This is a genomic window from Actinoplanes sp. URMC 104 (assembly GCF_051386375.1).
Lineage (GTDB): Bacteria > Actinomycetota > Actinomycetes > Mycobacteriales > Micromonosporaceae > Actinoplanes.
The window spans coordinates 115,144-129,993 of the sequence record NZ_JBPQTO010000006.1 but is presented as its reverse complement, the minus strand read 5'-3'; the positions used below and the strand labels follow the sequence as shown (position 1 = coordinate 129,993).

Annotated in this window: 17 protein-coding genes; 5 read left to right on the top strand and 12 right to left on the bottom strand. The window is 74.1% G+C overall.

The features are described 5' to 3' along the window. Positions 1 to 15 precede the first annotated feature (15 nt). From ACSNN8_RS21170 to ACSNN8_RS21145, 6 genes are all read right to left on the bottom strand, one after another. Positions 16 to 960 carry an LLM class flavin-dependent oxidoreductase gene (locus ACSNN8_RS21170; protein ID WP_436651012.1) on the bottom strand — a complete coding sequence of 315 codons (945 nt, stop codon included), beginning with the start codon at positions 958 to 960 and terminating at the stop codon, positions 16 to 18. Then, on the bottom strand, positions 957 to 1,556 hold the full coding sequence (locus ACSNN8_RS21165; RefSeq protein WP_436651011.1) for a sugar O-acetyltransferase: 600 nt from the start codon (positions 1,554 to 1,556) through the stop codon (positions 957 to 959). The genes ACSNN8_RS21170 and ACSNN8_RS21165 overlap by 4 nt, the downstream gene beginning before the upstream one ends. 4 nt (positions 1,557 to 1,560) lie before the next feature. Beyond that, positions 1,561 to 2,037: a GNAT family N-acetyltransferase gene (locus ACSNN8_RS21160; RefSeq protein ID WP_436651010.1), complete on the bottom strand. Its 477-nt coding sequence runs from the start codon at positions 2,035 to 2,037 to the stop codon at positions 1,561 to 1,563. Between the two features lie 22 nt (positions 2,038 to 2,059). Beyond that, positions 2,060 to 2,332 (bottom strand): flagellar biosynthesis protein FliQ, encoded by a 273-nt coding sequence (gene fliQ / locus ACSNN8_RS21155; protein ID WP_436651009.1) that lies wholly within the window; start codon positions 2,330 to 2,332, stop codon positions 2,060 to 2,062. A 76-nt stretch (positions 2,333 to 2,408) separates the two neighbouring features. Next, complete coding sequence (locus ACSNN8_RS21150) at positions 2,409 to 2,984, bottom strand: maleylpyruvate isomerase N-terminal domain-containing protein (protein ID WP_436651008.1); 576 nt, start codon at positions 2,982 to 2,984, stop codon at positions 2,409 to 2,411. Positions 2,985 to 2,992: 8 nt separating this feature from the next. Continuing rightward, positions 2,993 to 3,613: a hypothetical protein gene (locus ACSNN8_RS21145; protein ID WP_436651007.1), complete on the bottom strand. Its 621-nt coding sequence runs from the start codon at positions 3,611 to 3,613 to the stop codon at positions 2,993 to 2,995. Between the two features lie 82 nt (positions 3,614 to 3,695). On the opposite strand from ACSNN8_RS21145, the gene ACSNN8_RS21140 reads away from it, so the two are divergent. Together ACSNN8_RS21140 and ACSNN8_RS21135 are read left to right on the top strand one after the other, a co-directional pair. Next, the gene (locus ACSNN8_RS21140) at positions 3,696 to 4,094 is read left to right on the top strand and encodes a ChaB family protein (protein WP_436651006.1); all 399 of its coding nucleotides are present in this window, start codon (positions 3,696 to 3,698) and stop codon (positions 4,092 to 4,094) included. Then, on the top strand, positions 4,091 to 4,504 hold the full coding sequence (locus ACSNN8_RS21135; protein WP_436651005.1) for a DUF1810 domain-containing protein: 414 nt from the start codon (positions 4,091 to 4,093) through the stop codon (positions 4,502 to 4,504). Before ACSNN8_RS21140 ends, ACSNN8_RS21135 begins: the two co-directional genes overlap by 4 nt. 18 nt (positions 4,505 to 4,522) lie before the next feature. On the opposite strand, the gene ACSNN8_RS21130 is transcribed toward ACSNN8_RS21135, so the two are convergent. Both ACSNN8_RS21130 and ACSNN8_RS21125 read right to left on the bottom strand, forming a co-directional pair. Then, the gene (locus ACSNN8_RS21130) at positions 4,523 to 5,704 is read right to left on the bottom strand and encodes an acyl-CoA dehydrogenase family protein (protein WP_436651004.1); all 1,182 of its coding nucleotides are present in this window, start codon (positions 5,702 to 5,704) and stop codon (positions 4,523 to 4,525) included. 9 nt (positions 5,705 to 5,713) lie between these two features. Further along, positions 5,714 to 6,685: a LysR family transcriptional regulator gene (locus ACSNN8_RS21125; RefSeq protein ID WP_436651003.1), complete on the bottom strand. Its 972-nt coding sequence runs from the start codon at positions 6,683 to 6,685 to the stop codon at positions 5,714 to 5,716. A gap of 73 nt (positions 6,686 to 6,758) precedes the next feature. On the opposite strand from ACSNN8_RS21125, the gene ACSNN8_RS21120 reads away from it, so the two are divergent. Continuing rightward, positions 6,759 to 7,784 (top strand): DMT family transporter, encoded by a 1,026-nt coding sequence (locus ACSNN8_RS21120; RefSeq protein WP_436651002.1) that lies wholly within the window; start codon positions 6,759 to 6,761, stop codon positions 7,782 to 7,784. Here ACSNN8_RS21120 and ACSNN8_RS21115 read toward each other — a convergent pair. After that, positions 7,781 to 8,572 (bottom strand): isocitrate lyase/PEP mutase family protein, encoded by a 792-nt coding sequence (locus tag ACSNN8_RS21115; RefSeq protein WP_436651001.1) that lies wholly within the window; start codon positions 8,570 to 8,572, stop codon positions 7,781 to 7,783. The two genes, ACSNN8_RS21120 and ACSNN8_RS21115, sit on opposite strands and share 4 nt — an antisense overlap. A gap of 123 nt (positions 8,573 to 8,695) precedes the next feature. Between ACSNN8_RS21115 and ACSNN8_RS21110 the strand changes: the two genes are divergently transcribed. After that, positions 8,696 to 9,874 carry a hypothetical protein gene (locus ACSNN8_RS21110; RefSeq protein ID WP_436651000.1) on the top strand — a complete coding sequence of 393 codons (1,179 nt, stop codon included), beginning with the start codon at positions 8,696 to 8,698 and terminating at the stop codon, positions 9,872 to 9,874. A 296-nt stretch (positions 9,875 to 10,170) separates the two neighbouring features. Here the strand turns inward: ACSNN8_RS21110 and ACSNN8_RS21105 are convergent, their stop codons facing one another. Further along, positions 10,171 to 10,746: a DinB family protein gene (locus ACSNN8_RS21105; RefSeq protein WP_436650999.1), complete on the bottom strand. Its 576-nt coding sequence runs from the start codon at positions 10,744 to 10,746 to the stop codon at positions 10,171 to 10,173. A 34-nt stretch (positions 10,747 to 10,780) separates the two neighbouring features. Here ACSNN8_RS21105 and ACSNN8_RS21100 point away from each other — a divergent pair, with 34 nt between their 5' ends. Continuing rightward, the gene (locus tag ACSNN8_RS21100) at positions 10,781 to 11,041 is read left to right on the top strand and encodes a hypothetical protein (protein ID WP_436650998.1); all 261 of its coding nucleotides are present in this window, start codon (positions 10,781 to 10,783) and stop codon (positions 11,039 to 11,041) included. Here ACSNN8_RS21100 and ACSNN8_RS21095 read toward each other — a convergent pair whose 3' ends face one another. Both ACSNN8_RS21095 and ACSNN8_RS21090 read right to left on the bottom strand, forming a co-directional pair. Then, complete coding sequence (locus ACSNN8_RS21095; protein ID WP_436650997.1) at positions 11,042 to 11,698, bottom strand: GNAT family N-acetyltransferase; 657 nt, start codon at positions 11,696 to 11,698, stop codon at positions 11,042 to 11,044. 52 nt (positions 11,699 to 11,750) lie between these two features. Next, positions 11,751 to 14,807 (bottom strand): putative bifunctional diguanylate cyclase/phosphodiesterase, encoded by a 3,057-nt coding sequence (locus ACSNN8_RS21090; protein WP_436650996.1) that lies wholly within the window; start codon positions 14,805 to 14,807, stop codon positions 11,751 to 11,753. Positions 14,808 to 14,850: the final 43 nt, after the last annotated feature.

The following is a 14,850-nucleotide window of genomic DNA, read 5'->3' as shown; positions in this document are numbered from 1 at the left end:
CGGAGCAGCGCCGCGTCAGCGGGGCAGGACCTGCGCCAGCCGGGTCAGCGCGTCCAGACGGTCCGGCTCGGCGGGGATCAGGACCACGCTGGTGGCGCCGGCGGCGTGCCGGGCCGCGATCCGGGCGCGCACCTCGTCGGGCGTCCCCGCCAGGGCCAGCTCACGCACCCACGCGTCGGGCATCGTGGCGGCGAACTCGTCCGGGCCGGCCGAGGCCCGGCGGTGCGCGGCCAGGTCGTCCGCGAACGGCAGCGGCGCCAGGTGCGGCGCCCAGTCGGGCTCGCCGATCCAGGCCAGGCCGGGCCGCACCAGATCCCGGGCGGCCGCGCCATCGTCGCCGACCACTGCGGCGTCGTACGTGATGACCTGCGCGGGCGCGCCGAGGTGGCCCAGCGAGGCCTCGACGTAGGGCGGCGCGGCGGGCTCGGCGAGCAGCACGCCGTCGGAGACCCGCCCGGCCAGGGCGATCGACTTCGGGCCGCGCACGCCCAGCACCACCGGCGGCGCCTGCGCAGGGACCTCGCCGATCACCACGCCCTCGACGTTCACGTAGCGGCCCGCGGCCGGGCCCGGCGAGCCGCGCAGCAGCGTCCGCACGGCGACCGTGTACTCCTCGAGCAGCGTCAGCGGGCTCGCGGGCCAAGCGCCGACCTCCCGCATCCAGGGGGGCATGCCGTGGCCGATCCCGGCGATCAACCGGCCGGGGAACAGCTGGGCCAGCGTGGCGAGCTCCATCGCGGCGAAGGCGGCGTTGCGCGCCCCCGCGGGCAGGATGCCGATGCCGACGACGATGCGCGAGGTCGCGGCGAGCACCGCGCCGGCCTGGGCCACGCCGCCGCGGAAGCCGAGGTCCTCGACCACCCACAGCTCGTCGAACCCGAGCTCGTCGGCGCGCCGGGCGTAGTCCAGCACCTGGCCGGCGGGCAGGTCCCGCGGCAGCATCACACCGATCCGTGTCACGACGTGCGCCTCCCGTATCCGGTCCGGTCCGCCTCGGTGATCGTACGGAGGACCCGCGCCGGATTTCCGGCCGCGATCACCCCCGCCGGCACCGGACGGGTCACCACGCTGCCCGATCCGATGATCGACTCGTCGCCGACCGTCACACCCTGGTTGATCGTGACGTCGCCGCCCACCCAGACCCGGTTGCCGATCGTCACCGGCTTGGCGTAGCAGGCGCCCGCCGCGCGCTCGGCGGCGTCGATGGCGTGGTTGCTCGTGTAGATGCCGACCCGCGGCCCGAACAGCACGTCGTCGCCGATCGTGATGCCGCCGCCGTCGAGCAGCACGCAGTCGAAGTTCGCGTAGAACCGGTCGCCGACGCTGACGTTGAAGCCGAACTCGCACCGCAACGTCGGCTCGAAGTGGCATCCCTCGCCGACCCGGTGTAGCAGCCGCCGCAGGATCTCCTCCCGTACGGCCTGGGGTTGCCCGAAGCTCGCGTTGTACTCGCCGGTCAGCAGCACCGCCCGCTGGCGCGCCTGCAGCAGCTCGTCGGTGAGGTCGTCGTACATCGCGCCCGACAGGATGTGCGCGCGCTGCTCCTCGAGTGTCACAGGGTCACTCTATGATCAGGTGCAGCCGCATGGACGGGTCGGCCGTCCGCTCGAAGCCCTGCGACGCGTACAGCGCCTCGGCGTCCGGGGTGGCGCGCAGGTCGACCGAGCCCGCGCCCTGCGAGCGGAACCACTCCAGCAGCGCCGCGGTGCACGCCCGGGCGTACCCCCGCCGCCGGTGGGCGGGGTCGGTGGCGACGTTGAGCATGTAACCGACCAGGCCGCCCGGGTTGCTGGGCTTGCCGAGGCGCTCGTCGAGGATGCCGACCGCGCAGGCGGCGAGCCGCCCCGCGCCGCCGGGCTGGTCGACGACGAACCCGGCCATCGTGGGCGCCGGCGAGCCGAGGCGCCGCAGCAGGATCTGCCGGGAGGCCTCGCGCCAGCCGCCCTCGTCGGAGCCGTCGGCGACCCCGAGCAGCACGCCCCGCAGCCGGACGAGCTCGGTGGCGTCGTCGGTCGTGGCCCGCCGCGCGTTGATCACCGCGTCAGCATAGGGCCCGCGGTCAGGCGGCGATCAGCTCGGGGATCCGGCCGAACAGCTGCGTGGTGTACGTGATCATCTCGTGGAGCATCCAGTTGCCCGAGAACAGCAGCGCCGCGCAGACGGCCGCGGCCTTGGGCACGAACGACAGCGTCGCCTCCTGGATCTGGGTCACGGACTGGAACAGCGAGATCGCGAAGCCCACCGCGAGCGCCGTGAGCAGGACCGGCGCGCACAGCTTGGCGGCGATCGTCATGGCCCCGAGGCCCAGCTCGACAATCATCGTGTCGGTCATGCCCCCCTGTTCGGCCGGGCGGTGCGGCGGCGAAGTGCGAACCGGTTGCAAATCGGTGAGAACGCCGCCGGAATTCTCAGGTCGAGAGCACCGAGAACTTCCCGGGCAGCGGCGAGCGGCCGGTCAGCGCGCTCAGCACGGCCTCGCCCTCGCCCAGGGCCACCGCGATCCGTGTCGCCAGCACCGCCGCCTCGGACACCGCCGCGGCGTCGAACCCGGCGGGCACGTCCGCCGCGGCGGCCACGGCCGTGCCGTGCACCACCAGCTCGAACGTGCGGGTCGGCAGCCAGTCGCGCACCCGCATCCCGCCCACCGGCGTGGCGACCACGTCGTCGTCGCCGGCCGCGGCCAGCGCCTGGGTGGCGCGGGCGGCCAGCTCGCCGACCGTGTCCAGCGCGCCGTCGAAGCCCGCGTCGGTCACCACGGCGTACACCGCCTCGGGCACGTCGCGCAGGAACACGAAGTAGCCCTCGGGGGCCGAGACGTTCACGGGTCCGCCCGCGGCGGCCAGCACCCGCGGGACCTGCTGCAGCGCGGAGCTCACCGTCCGGCCGACGAGCGGGCGCAGCTCGTCGAGACGGTCGCCGGGGATCCGCGAGACGAGGTCGACGAACGTGACGGCGGCCGAGCGGTAGATCCGGCGGTAGTCCATGGGCGTATCTAATCAGGGCCGGCGTCGGCGCGGTGCCGCCCGCCGGTGTAGTCGTGCTCGGCCGTCTCGTCGTCGGCCGCCTCGTGCCGCCCGCGGTATCCCGGCTCGGCGTGCAGCTGCGGCAGCCCCGACGGGCGCGCCGGCCGCGGCTGTGCCGTCAGCGGCTGGTCGCCCAGCCCGGACGCCGGGGGAGCGGTGGGCAGACCCGACGGCATCCGGTTGGAACGCTTGCGGGAGGCGCGCTCCGGGGCGGGCTGGCCGGGTTCGAGCGGGGGCGGCGGCGACGGGAACGGCTGCCGCTCGGCGTGCCCGGTGGCGTCGTGCCGGGCGTACGGCTGCGGGGTGAGGTCCTCCTCGAGGCGCTTGAGCCTGCGCCGGGCGCGCCGGCGGGCGGTGACCGCCACGACGAGGCCGGCCGCCGGGGTGATGAAGACGAACCACGACACGAACGGCGACTCGGGCGCGACCACCATGAGATAGCCCGCGTAGCCGAGGAACGCGAGCCCGATCAGCACGTCGAGCACCCGCAGCACGACGCCCTGCCCGAGCCCGAGCACGGCGAGGATGAGGAACAGCAGGCCACCGAGCGCCAGCGACCCGGCGTACGCGAGGAACTCGGCGTCCGACATGAGGACATTGTCGGGCGTTTCCGCCGGTATCAGTCCCTTTTTGCCCAGTTTCACCGGCGCGTCCGGCGGGAAGGAGCCATGCATGCCAGGACGCGAGGAGTTGCCGTCGACGCTCAAGCGCTCGCCGAAGAAGGCTCAGGACACGTGGGCGGAGACCCACGACTCGGCCGTCGAGCAGTACGGCGAGGGGGAGCGCGCGCACCGCACCGCGTTCTCCGCCGTCAAGCACTCGTTCGAGAAGGTCGGCGATCACTGGGAGCCGAAACAGGAGAAGGGCCCCAGCGACGCGAAGGCGGCCGGCGGCCGGGACACCAGCGCGCCGACCGCGGGCGGCGTCGACGCGAACGCCACCAAGAAGCACCTGCTCGAGGTCGCCAAGCGGCTCGACATCAGCGGCCGTACGCGGATGACCAAGCCCGAGCTCGTCGAAGCGATCCAGAAGGCGAACGACCGCGAGACCCGCCGGAGCCGCGAGCGATGAGCCTCGACCGCTTCGTGCAGGCCCAGGAGCGGGTGTACGCGGACGCGAAGGCCGAGCTCGAGGCGGGCCGCAAGCGCACGCACTGGATGTGGTTCGTCTTCCCGCAACTGGCCGGGCTGGGCTCCAGCCCCACCGCGCGGCACTACGCGATCCGCGATCTCGCCGAGGCCCGCGCGTACCTCGCGCACCCGGTGCTCGGCCCGCGCCTGCTCGAGCTCGCGGCCCTGCTGGCCGGGACGAGCAGGTCGGCGAGCGACATCTTCGGCCACCCCGACGACCTCAAGCTGCGTTCGTCGATGACCCTGTTCGCCGCGGCGGCCGACGATCCGGCCCCCTTCCGGCAGGTGCTCGACCACCTGTACGACGGTCCCGACGAGCGCACCCTCGCCCTGCTGGCAGATCAGCGCTGACCCTGCCGCACCCGTCGGTCAGAGCTGGCCGTGGTTCGGCGGAAGCTGATCGGCGAGGTCGTACGCGGCGATGTGGGCGTACTTCCAGTCCACCGGATCGTGGACGCTGTGCGTACGCGCGTTGCGCCAGTGCCGGTCGAGGTCGTACTTGGCCGCGGCCGAGCTCGTGCCGCACAGGGCGAACAGCTCCGAGCCGGCCTCCACGGCGATCTCGCTCGCGAAGGCCTTCGCCGCCGCAACGGCCAGCGAGCCGCGGGCGGCGGCCTCCGCGTCCGCGGGAACCAGCCCGATGCCGTCGAGGGTGCGGGCGGCCGACTCCAGCAGCGCCTCGGCGGCGCGGACCCGGCTGGCGAGGCGTCCGTAGCGGTACCGGACGTGCGGGTCGTCGACGGCGGCGGCCGCCCCGTGCCGGATCGCCTCGGTCGACGGGCGGGCCTTGTCCCGCAGATACCAGCGGGCGTCACGCTGCGCGGCGCCGGCGATGCCCACCTCGATGGCGGTGTGCACCAGCTGGGCCCGGGCGCCGAGCTGCTGCGGCACCTCATAGGCGTGCGCGTAGTCGATGCGCATCCCGGGCTCGACCGGCACCGAGCGGAACGTCGCCGTGCCGCTGATGGTCGCGCGCTGTCCGACCGTGTCCCAGTCCGAGTCGACCGACACGCCCTCGGCGTCCCGCGGGACGATCGCGAGCACGAGACGGCCGTTCTCGTCGAGCGCGCTCACGGCGATCCAGGCGCTGGTCAGGGCCCCGGTCGTGTAGTACTTCACGCCGTCAAGCCGGCCGTCGCTGATGGCGGTCCTCAGGTCCTGGGCGTGTTTGCCACCGCGCTCTGCGAGCGCGTTGCCGATCCGGCGTCCGGCCAGCACCTCACCGAAGATCCGCTTGCGGGTCTCCGCCGTACCGTGCACGGCGAGCACGTCGACGATCAGGAAGTGACCCTGCGGGACCTGGGCGATGGCCGGGTCGGCCGCGGCGATGATCCGGATCGCCTCGGCGAGCGTCCCCATGCCGAGCCCGGGGCCACCCTCGCTGCGAGGCACGGTGATGCCGAGCAGACCGGAGGCGTCGAGGGCGGCGACCGCCTCGACCGGGACGACGGTGGCGCCGTCGCGGTCCCGCCGGATCGCGCCCGGTTCAAGGACTTCGGCAAGCCGGCGGGCGGCGGTGATCGCCTCTTCGTGGTTCTGCGGAACGGCCATTCGTTGATCCTAGTTTCGCGTCCGGCGCGGGCGGGCGCCCGGGCGCGTGGTCGATCCGGGATGGGCCGCGGCGAGGTGCCGGGCCTGGTCGGTCACCGCCGCCAGGAAGGTCGTCAGCGCCGGAGCCGGCGGGGTCCGCCGGACGGCGACGACCAGGCGGCGGTGCAGCGCGATCTCGGCGACGTCCCGCACTGCCAGCGCGGGATCGTCGACGGGCAGGGTCAGCGGGGGCATCAGCGCCACGGCGGCGCCGGCGCGGACGAGCTCGAAGTGCACGTCGGCATCGTTGGACCGGTGCCGCAGATCCGGCTCGTACCCGCCGAGCAACCGGCAGATCCCGACCACCATGGCGTGATGGCCGGTGCCCTCGGCCGACGCCACCCAGATGTCCGGCCGCAGGTCCGCCACCCGGACCGGGCCACCGGCCAAGGCCAGCGGGTGAGCCGCCGGGAGGACCAGCCGCATCGGCTCCTCGTACAGGTCGATGAAGCGCAGCCCGGGCGGCCGGGGGCGGGGATGGCCGTCGTACTCGTCACCGATCACCAGGTCGACCGCTCCGAGCCCCAGCCCGGGCAGCGCCTGCTCGAGCTCGAGCTCGAAGACCTCCGTGCGAATCTGCGGATGCTCGACCCTGAGCCGCGCCACGGCCGGCACCAGCAGGCGCCGGGCGGCCGACTGCAGTCCGCCGGCCCGGACGGTCCCGCGCACGTCCTCCGTCAGCGAGGCCAGGTCCGCCTCCGCCGTCTCGGCCGCCGCGAGCAGAACGCGGGCATGCCCGGCCAGGAGACGACCGGCGTCGGTGAGCCGCACTCCTCGACCGGCCTTCTCGAGCAGGGCCGCGCCGACGTCCTTCTCCAACAGGTTGAGCTGCTGGGAGACCGTCGAAGGGCTGTAACCCAGGGCCGTCGCGACCGCCGCCAGGGTGCCCCGCTCCTCGAGCTCGCGAAGGAAGCGGAGACGGCGGAGGTCCAGCGCGACCATGCGGAAATCCTAACGAATCAGCTCCACGAATCATCGCTGGACCCGGTCGATCCCGTCGCCGATGCTGGTCGTCATGGGCCCCGCATTGTGTCTTGCCTCTGCTGCCTTCTTCGGCGCCATGGCGGTCTTCGGCAAACTCGCCTACCAGGCGGGTGTCTCGCCGAGCGCGTTGCTGCTGATCCGTTTCGGTCTGGCGGCCGTGCTGCTGGCGCTGATCCTGCTGGTGCGGCCGGAGCTGCGCCGGCGACCGGCCCCGGCCGGCCGGGCCGCCGGTCGTTTCCGCGTGTACGGCGTCGGCCTGGGCCTGGGTGCGGTCGGGTACGCGTTGCAGGCGGGTCTGTACTTCTCCGCCCTCGAGCGGATGGACGCGTCGCTGCTGTCCCTGATCCTCTACACCTACCCGGTCCTGGTCACGCTGGCCGCGGTGGCGCTGGGCCGGGACCGGCTCACTCCGGCGCGTGCCGCCGCCCTGGTCGTCGCCTCGTGCGGGACGCTGCTGGTCCTGCTCGGCGCGGGTGCCATGAGCTTGCACCCGGTGGCGGCCGTGCTGGCCTTCGGCTCCGCCGTCACCTACACCGTCTACATCCTCGTCTCGGACACCGTCGTCCACCGGATGCAACCCGTGCCGCTGGCCGCCCTGGTGATGACCGGCGCCGCCGCCGCGCTCGGCGTCCGGGCCCTGGCCACCGGTGGTGTCGATCTCGGCTTCGAGCCGGTGGGCTGGTTGTGGCTCGCCTGCATGGCCGTCGTCTCCACCGTCCTGGCGATGCTGGCGTTCTTCGCCGGTCTGCGCCGGACCGGCCCGTCGACCGCCTCGATCCTGTCGACCTTCGAGCCCGTCGTCACCACCGCGCTGGCCGCGCTGACGCTCGGCGAGATGCTGAGCCCCGTGCAGCTCGCCGGCGGTGTGCTGGTGTTGTCCTCGGTCGTCGTCCTGCAGATCAGGCCGACCGGTCTCGCTGAGCGGCACCATCCCGGGCGGCGCCGTGCCGACCGGCGCCACGCCGGCCGCGGGGAACGGCTGCACAGCGTTTCCCCAGCTCAGGCAGCGCGCGAGCCGGAACCCGGCCGGGGTGCCGTCACCGCCGGCGCGAGCTAGCCGCCGGACGACCCGAACGCCGCGCCGATCTCGTCGCCGGTGAGCGACCGGGCCCGGAACGTCGTGGTGCCGCTCGTGAGCAGCTCACGGGCGGCGTCCCGCAGGGCGCCGTACGCCGCCCAGGCGAGCGCGCCTCCGGTCGACACCCGCCGCACGCCGAGACCTTCCAGCTCCCGTACGGGCGGAGCCCCCTCGACGGCGAGCACGTTGACCGGCGCCGGCACCTCCCGGACGACGCGCGCGATGTCCGCGGGCTCGCGCAGCCCCGGCGCGTAAACGACGTCGGCGCCCGCCGCCCGGTAGGCGCGCAGCCGCGCGATCGTGTCGTCCAGGTCGTCGCGGCCGTACAGATGGTTCTCGGCGCGGGCCGTCAGCACCACGCCGTGCCGCCGGCACGCCTGCGCCGCGGCCGCCACCCGTTCGGCGCCCGCCTCCGGCGTCTCCACGCTGCCCGCGGCGGGGTCGTAGTCCTCGATCGAGATGCCCGACGCGCCCGCCTCCGCCAGCAGGTCCACGGTCTCGGCGGCGTCGTCGAAGCACCGCTCCGCGTCCACGTTGAGCGGCACGGTCAGCACCGCGGTCAGCGCCGCCACGTGCGCGACCAGCTCGTCCCGGGTCACCTGCTGGTCCAGCCTGCCCAGGCTCGCCGCGAGCCCCGACGACGTGGTCGCCAGCGCCGGGAAGCCCAGCCGTTCGAGCAGCCGGGCCGAGCCCGCGTCCCACGGGTTCGGCATCACGAAGGTGCCCGACGCGTGCAGCTGCCGGAAGCGGTCGCGGAGCTCAGTCATGCCGCCCAGCCTGGCACGGCCGCCCCCTTCGTGATCACCCGCCTCGCCGCACGGGCCTCGATGCGTTACGGTGCTGCGTCGAAGATCCGTCCGCGGCGGCGAACCAGGGGAGGCGGCGCGACGATGGTCGATCTGGAAGCCGGGGAGCCCGCGCGGGGCCACCGCATCGACGCGATCGCGGCGGCCGCCATCGTGCTGACCGTCGACGCCGTCCTGCTGCTGGTCATCGCCGTGATCGGCGTGCCGTTCCTGATGTTCGTCTTCGGCGACGAGAACGGCACCTGGCACCGCCTCTGGCCGTACGCCGTCGCCTGGCTCGTCGCCGTGCTGCTCGCCGTGGCGTGCGCCGCCGCCGTCCTGCGCCTGTGCGGTTACGGCGCCTTCTCGGTACGCCGCGCCGGCACCACCGCCGCCCTCGGCACCGCCGTGGCCGCCGCCGTCCTGGCCGTCACGTCGATCCGCACCTCTCCCAGCCTCGTGCTGATCGCCCTCCCGTTCGCCCTCGCCAACCTCGGCGCCGCCCTCGTCCTGGCCGGCCACGACCGCGCCGCCGCCGCAGCCGAGCGTTTCCCCCTCTTCCGCCCCGCCGACACCCCGCCCGCCCCTTACGCGGTGGACGAGACCGCCTACGCCCGCCCCGCCTCCACCCCCGAGACCGAGGCCGCCCGAACCCACGACACCATCGACCTCCTCGCCCACGGCGCCACCACTCGCCCGCCCGCCACCGACAGCGCCCCGACCGCCCCGTCTGCCACCGACAGCGCCGCGACCGGCCTGCCCGCCACCGACAGCGCCCCGACCAGCTCGTCCGCGGCCGACAGCGCCCCGACCGCCTCATCCGCGACCGGCAGCGCTCCGGCTAGCTCGTCCGCGGCTGGCACCGCCCCGACCGCCTCATCCGCCACCGACAGGGCGCCGACCAGCTCATCCGCCACCGACAGCGCGCCGACCAGCTCGTCCTCGGCCGACACCGCCCCGACCGCCTCATCCGCGGCCGACAGGGCTCCGGCCGGCTCGTCCGCGATCGGCAGAGCCACCAACCGGCGCCCCTCCGGCACCGACAGCGTCGTCGACCACCCGGACGCCGAGCCGGCAGTTTCCGCCGGCGCGGTTGACCGCGCGGAGTCCACGGCCATGACCGCCGCCGACCGTTTCACGCCCGTCGGGGCAGCTGCTCGCCGCCCGGTGACCGCTCCGCGCGGCCGCTTCCGCGGCCCCGCCGCGCTGCACACGCTGAGCGGCGTCCAATTGCCGCGCCGAGCCCGCCGACGCCGCCGCCCAACCGACCGCCCCGACACATAAGCGCGCCGACCCGCCCGGCGGCCAGCCTGGCTCGGCATTGATCGGGCCCGCGCTGACCCAGCCCAGCCCGCACCCGGACCGCACCCGGGCCAGCACGCACCCAGCCCGGCCCAGCACGCACCCGGCCCAGCACGCACCCGGCCCGGCCCGGCCCAGCACGCACCCGACCCCAGCCCGCACCCGACCCGGCCCGCACCCGACCCGGCCCGCACCCGACCCGGCCCGCACCCGACCCGGCCCGCACCCGACCCGGCCCGCGATGGACCCGCCCGGCGGCGGCGGCCCCGTTCCCGACGTCAGTCCCTCTTCGACAGGCGCGCCACCTCCTCGAGCCGCTCCCGATAGGCGGCCCACCACTCGCGGTCCCCCTCCGGCAGGTTGCTGCTGTCGCTGCGCGCCCCCGCCGCCCCGTCGATGAGCTCCCGCACGATGTCGGCGTGTCCCGCGTGCCGGTGGACCTCGGTGGCGACGTGGACCAGAACCCGGTGCAGCGTCACCTCGTTGCTCTCCGCCGGCCACCACGGCACGCGGCCGGGCGCGTCGATCGGCAGCGCCTCGATGGTGGCGTCGGCGTGCGCCCGCACCCGCCGGTAGAGGTCGAGGATCTGCTCGCGGGTCTCGGAGGCGTCGGCGAACATGTCGGCGTTGGCCTCGGCGACGTTGTCCATCCACGGCATCGGCTCTCCGAACGGTCTGCCGAACGTCTCACCGAAGTAGCCGGCCTCGATGCTCGCCACGTGTTTCACCAGCCCGAGCAGGTTGGTGCCGGTCGGCACGAGCGGGCGCCGCACGTCGTAGTCGGACAGCCCGTCGAGCTTCCACACCAGGGCGTCGCGCCCTTGCTGCAGGTATCTCAGAAGATCGGCTTTCATGACTGGGAGCATCCCAGCCGGGTACGACAGTTTCATGCACCCCGAACCGATCACCCAGGACGAGTACGAATCCCGGCTGAACAGCCTCCACGAGCGCCGCGAGGAGCTCGAGGAGGCCGAGACGACGCTGGCCTCCCACGACCACGGCGGCGGTCTGCCCGCGGCCGAGCGCAACCGCCTCGACAAGGTGCGCGGCGACCTCGCCGACGTGCTGCAGCAGATCGGCGACCTGCAGGACCGCTGGGCCGACACCGGCCACGCCCGGCCCGACCCCGACGGCGCGCTGGGCGAGTGACTAGGCCCGGCGGTAGGCGGCGAACACCACCTCGTGGTCGACCTGGAACCCGAGCCGCTCGTAGAGCCGGATCGCCGCCGCGTTCTCCGCGTTGACGTGCAGGAACGGCAGGTCGCCGCGGGCCAGGATGGCGTTCGCCACGGCCATCGTGAGCCGGGCCGCCAGGCCCTGCCCGCGGAACTCGGGATCGGTGCAGACCGCGCTGACCTCGGTCCAGCCGGGCAGCCGGAACCGTTCGCCGGCCATCGCGACCAGCCGGCCCTCGTGGCGGATGCCCAGGTAGTTGCCCAGCTCGACGGTGCGCTTGCCGAACGGGCCGAGCTGGGCGCGGTGCACCAGGTCGAGCATCTCGGGCACGTCGGTCTCGCCGAGCCGTACGGTCTCGGGGTCGCTCACCCCGGTCATGGTGTGGCCGACCATCTGCACGCCCGGCGTGACGGCCACCGTCTCCCAGCCCGGCGCCGGGCGCAGGGACGGCCCGGTGAGCGCGGCGTAGCTGGTCAGCTCGGCCAGGTCGGCCCAGGCGGCGGGGTCGCGGGGGTCGGCGACGGCGCACCAGGGCCCGACGTCGGAGTGGAAGCGGGCGGCGTCACCGGACGCCTCGGCGAAGCAGGCCTGCGGCCCGGAGAGGGCGGCCCACACAGGATTCTCCAGCACGCCCTCGACCCTGCCGAACGGCGTCCATGACCGCCAGTGAATAACCCGAAATTCAGGCTGCCGGGAGATCCGCCAGCGGCGGCCCGGCGGGCCGGCCGGCGGTGAGTTCGTCCGGCCACACCGGCTTGGAGAACAGGTAGCCCTGCCCGTACGGGCAGCCCATCGATGCCAGGGCGGCGCGCTGGCCCTCGTCCTCGATGCCCTCGGCGACCACCGCGAGGTCGAGGTTGCGGGCGAGCGTGACGATCGCGTCGACCAGCGCGCGCTGCTGCTCGCTGCCGAGGACGTCGTCGATGAACGACTTGTCGACCTTGAGCACGTCGACCGGCATCTGGCGCAGGTAGCTCAGCGACGAGTATCCGGTGCCGAAGTCGTCGATCGCGATCCGCACGCCCAGCGCTCGCAGCTCGCCGAGATCGGCCCACACCTGGTCGGCGTCGCGCAGCAGCAGGCTCTCGGTGATCTCGAGCAGCAGCCACTCGGGGCGCGCCCCGCTGTCGGCCAGCGCCGCGCGCACCTGGTCGACGAACCCGGGGGTGCGGAACTGGCGGGCGGAGACGTTGACGCTGACGTAGCGCAGCGTGCAGCCGGCGTCGGCGCGCAGCCGGGCGAGCTCGGTCAGCGCGGTGCGCAGCACCCAGCGGCCGATCTCGACGATCGCGCCGCTCTCCTCGGCCACCTCGATGAAGTGGTACGGGCCGAGCAGCCCGCGGGCCGGGTGCTGCCAGCGCACGAGCGCCTCCACCCCGACCGGCTCGGCGGTGCCCAGGTCGACGATCGGCTGGTACATGACCGCGAACTGCTCGCCGTCGACGGCCTCGCGCAGCGCGGCCCGGGTCTCCAGCCGCTGCACCATCGCGGTGTGCAGCTCGCGCCGGTAGCGCTGCCAGGTGCCCTTGTCCTCGCCCTTGGCCTGGTAGAGCGCCAGGTCGGCGTGGCGCAGCAGCTCGGTGGCCGACTCGGCGTCGCGGTTGGTGGCGACGCCGACGCTGGACGCGCCGCTGACGATGTGGGTGCCGCCGATGCCGTCGGAGACCTCCACCGGCACGGCGAGCGCCTTGACGACCCGGTCGGCCATCTGCTCGGCGCGGGTGGCGTCGTGGCTCTGCTCGAGCAGGATGGCGAACTCGTCGCCGCCCATCCGCGCCGCCGTGTCGCCCGGCCCGATGAGCGAGGCGATCCGCTCGCCGACGCTGACCAGCAGCTGGTCGCCGACGGCGTGCCCGAGGGTGTCGTTGACCTCCTTGAAGTCGTCGAGGTCGACGAAGAGCACGGCGATCGTGGCGTCGTCGCGGCCGGCGACCGCGAACGCCTGCTCGAGGCGGTTGCGGAACAGCACGCGGTTGGCCAGGCCGGTCAGCCCGTCGTGGAACGCCAGGTGCGACAGGTCGCTCTCGAGGCGGCGGCGCTCGGTCACGTCGCGGACGGTGAGCACCAGGCCCCGTACGGTCGGGTCGTGGCGCAGGTCGCGGCCGGTGCACTCGGCCTGCACCAGCCGGCCGTCGCCGCACAGCACGGTGAGGTCGGCGGCGCCGGACCGGTCGCGCCCGGCGCGGACGGCGGCGAGGGTCTCGTGCAGGTCGGTGTGGTGGCTGACCGCGATCAGCGCGGACAGCGGCGTGCCGGCCAGGTCGGGGTGGCCCAGCACGGTGTCGGCCGACGGGGAGGCGTACGTGATGGTGTCCTCGTCGTCGACGATGAGGATCACGTCGGACGCGTTCTGGATCAGCGTACGGAAGTAGGCCTCGCTGTTGCGGCGGTTGACCTCGCCGGACAGGCCGATCCGCTGCAGGACCACCTCGATCTGGCCGAGGAACGCCTCCAGCGACGGCTGCATCTCGCGCAGCAGCGCGGCGGGGCCGGCGAGCACCCCGGCGGCCACCCGGGCGTCGCCGGGCAGCGGCAGGGTGGCGTACAGGCAGTGCTCGAAGCCGTCGGCGGACATCCCGGCCGGCAGCTCCGCCGCCGTGATCAGGCGCAGGCCGGGCTCGTGCGGCACGCCCGCGTCGCCGGTGAGCTGGAGGTGGTACGGCTGGTCGCCGGGCATGAGCGTGACGACCCCGTCGTGCACGGCGCGCGCGGCCTCGCCGGCGGTGGTGGCGGCGAACAGCTGGGCGCCGGCCTGGTGCAGCGCCCGCTCCCGCGCGTTGGCCTGGCGCTGCGCGACGGCGAGCCCGTTGACCCGGCCCAGCACGAGCAGGAACATCAGCGCCGCGGCCCCCGCGATGACCGGCGCGTCCACCACGCCGCCGCGCAGCTGTTCGACCTCGTGGCCGTCCATCCACTCGACGTAGAGCACGGCCGGCGCGATCAGCGCGGCGGTGGCCATCAGCACGACCCGGCTGGTGCGCAGCTCGGCGTCGCGGTCCTGCGGCAGCTTCTCGGTGAGCTCGCGCATCGAGGGCAGCAGCGCCGACCAGCCCATGACGGCGTAGAACGCCACCCAGCCGAGGTCGACCGGGCCGCCCAGCGACCACGCGGCGTTGAGCTGGCTCTGGCCGTAGAAGATGTCGCTGACCAGCAGGCCGACGATCGCGACGACGATGCCGGTCAGCGCCTTGGGGCGGCGGCCGGGGGAGGTGAGCATGCGCAGCGTCAGCGCGAGCGCGAGCACGTCGCCGAACGGGTAGCCGATCGACACGGTCTTCTCGAGCAGGCTGAGGTCGTGCGAGCGGGTGAACGGGGCGATCCAGTACACCCAGGAGAGCAGGCCGAGGCCGACGGTGGGCACCAGCGCGTCCAGCAGGGCGGCGCGGTTGCTGGCGCCGCCGCGGGCGCGCACGAACAGCAGGAAACCCGCGGTCAGCAGCGGGTAGACCAGCAGGTAGAGCAGGTCGGTGGGGCCGGGGAACGACGGCTCGTGACCGAGGAACACGGTCAGGTTGTAGAGGCTGTCCCCGGTCGTGAACGTGACCAGCGCGGCCGCGATCAGGTACCACGGCAGGCGGCGGGCGGGCCGGTGCAGGCGCACGCCCGCCAGCACCATCGCGGCGCTGGAGTAGCCGATCAGGGCCCACGTGAGCAGGTGCGCATCTCCAAAGGCGTAGTAGACCACGGTGAGCACCGCGATCCACGCGCCGAACCCGGCGCGAACCGCTCGCGTCGACATCGGCCTCCCTCCGGTCCGCTCCAGTCTTGTCGTGTTGGTGATC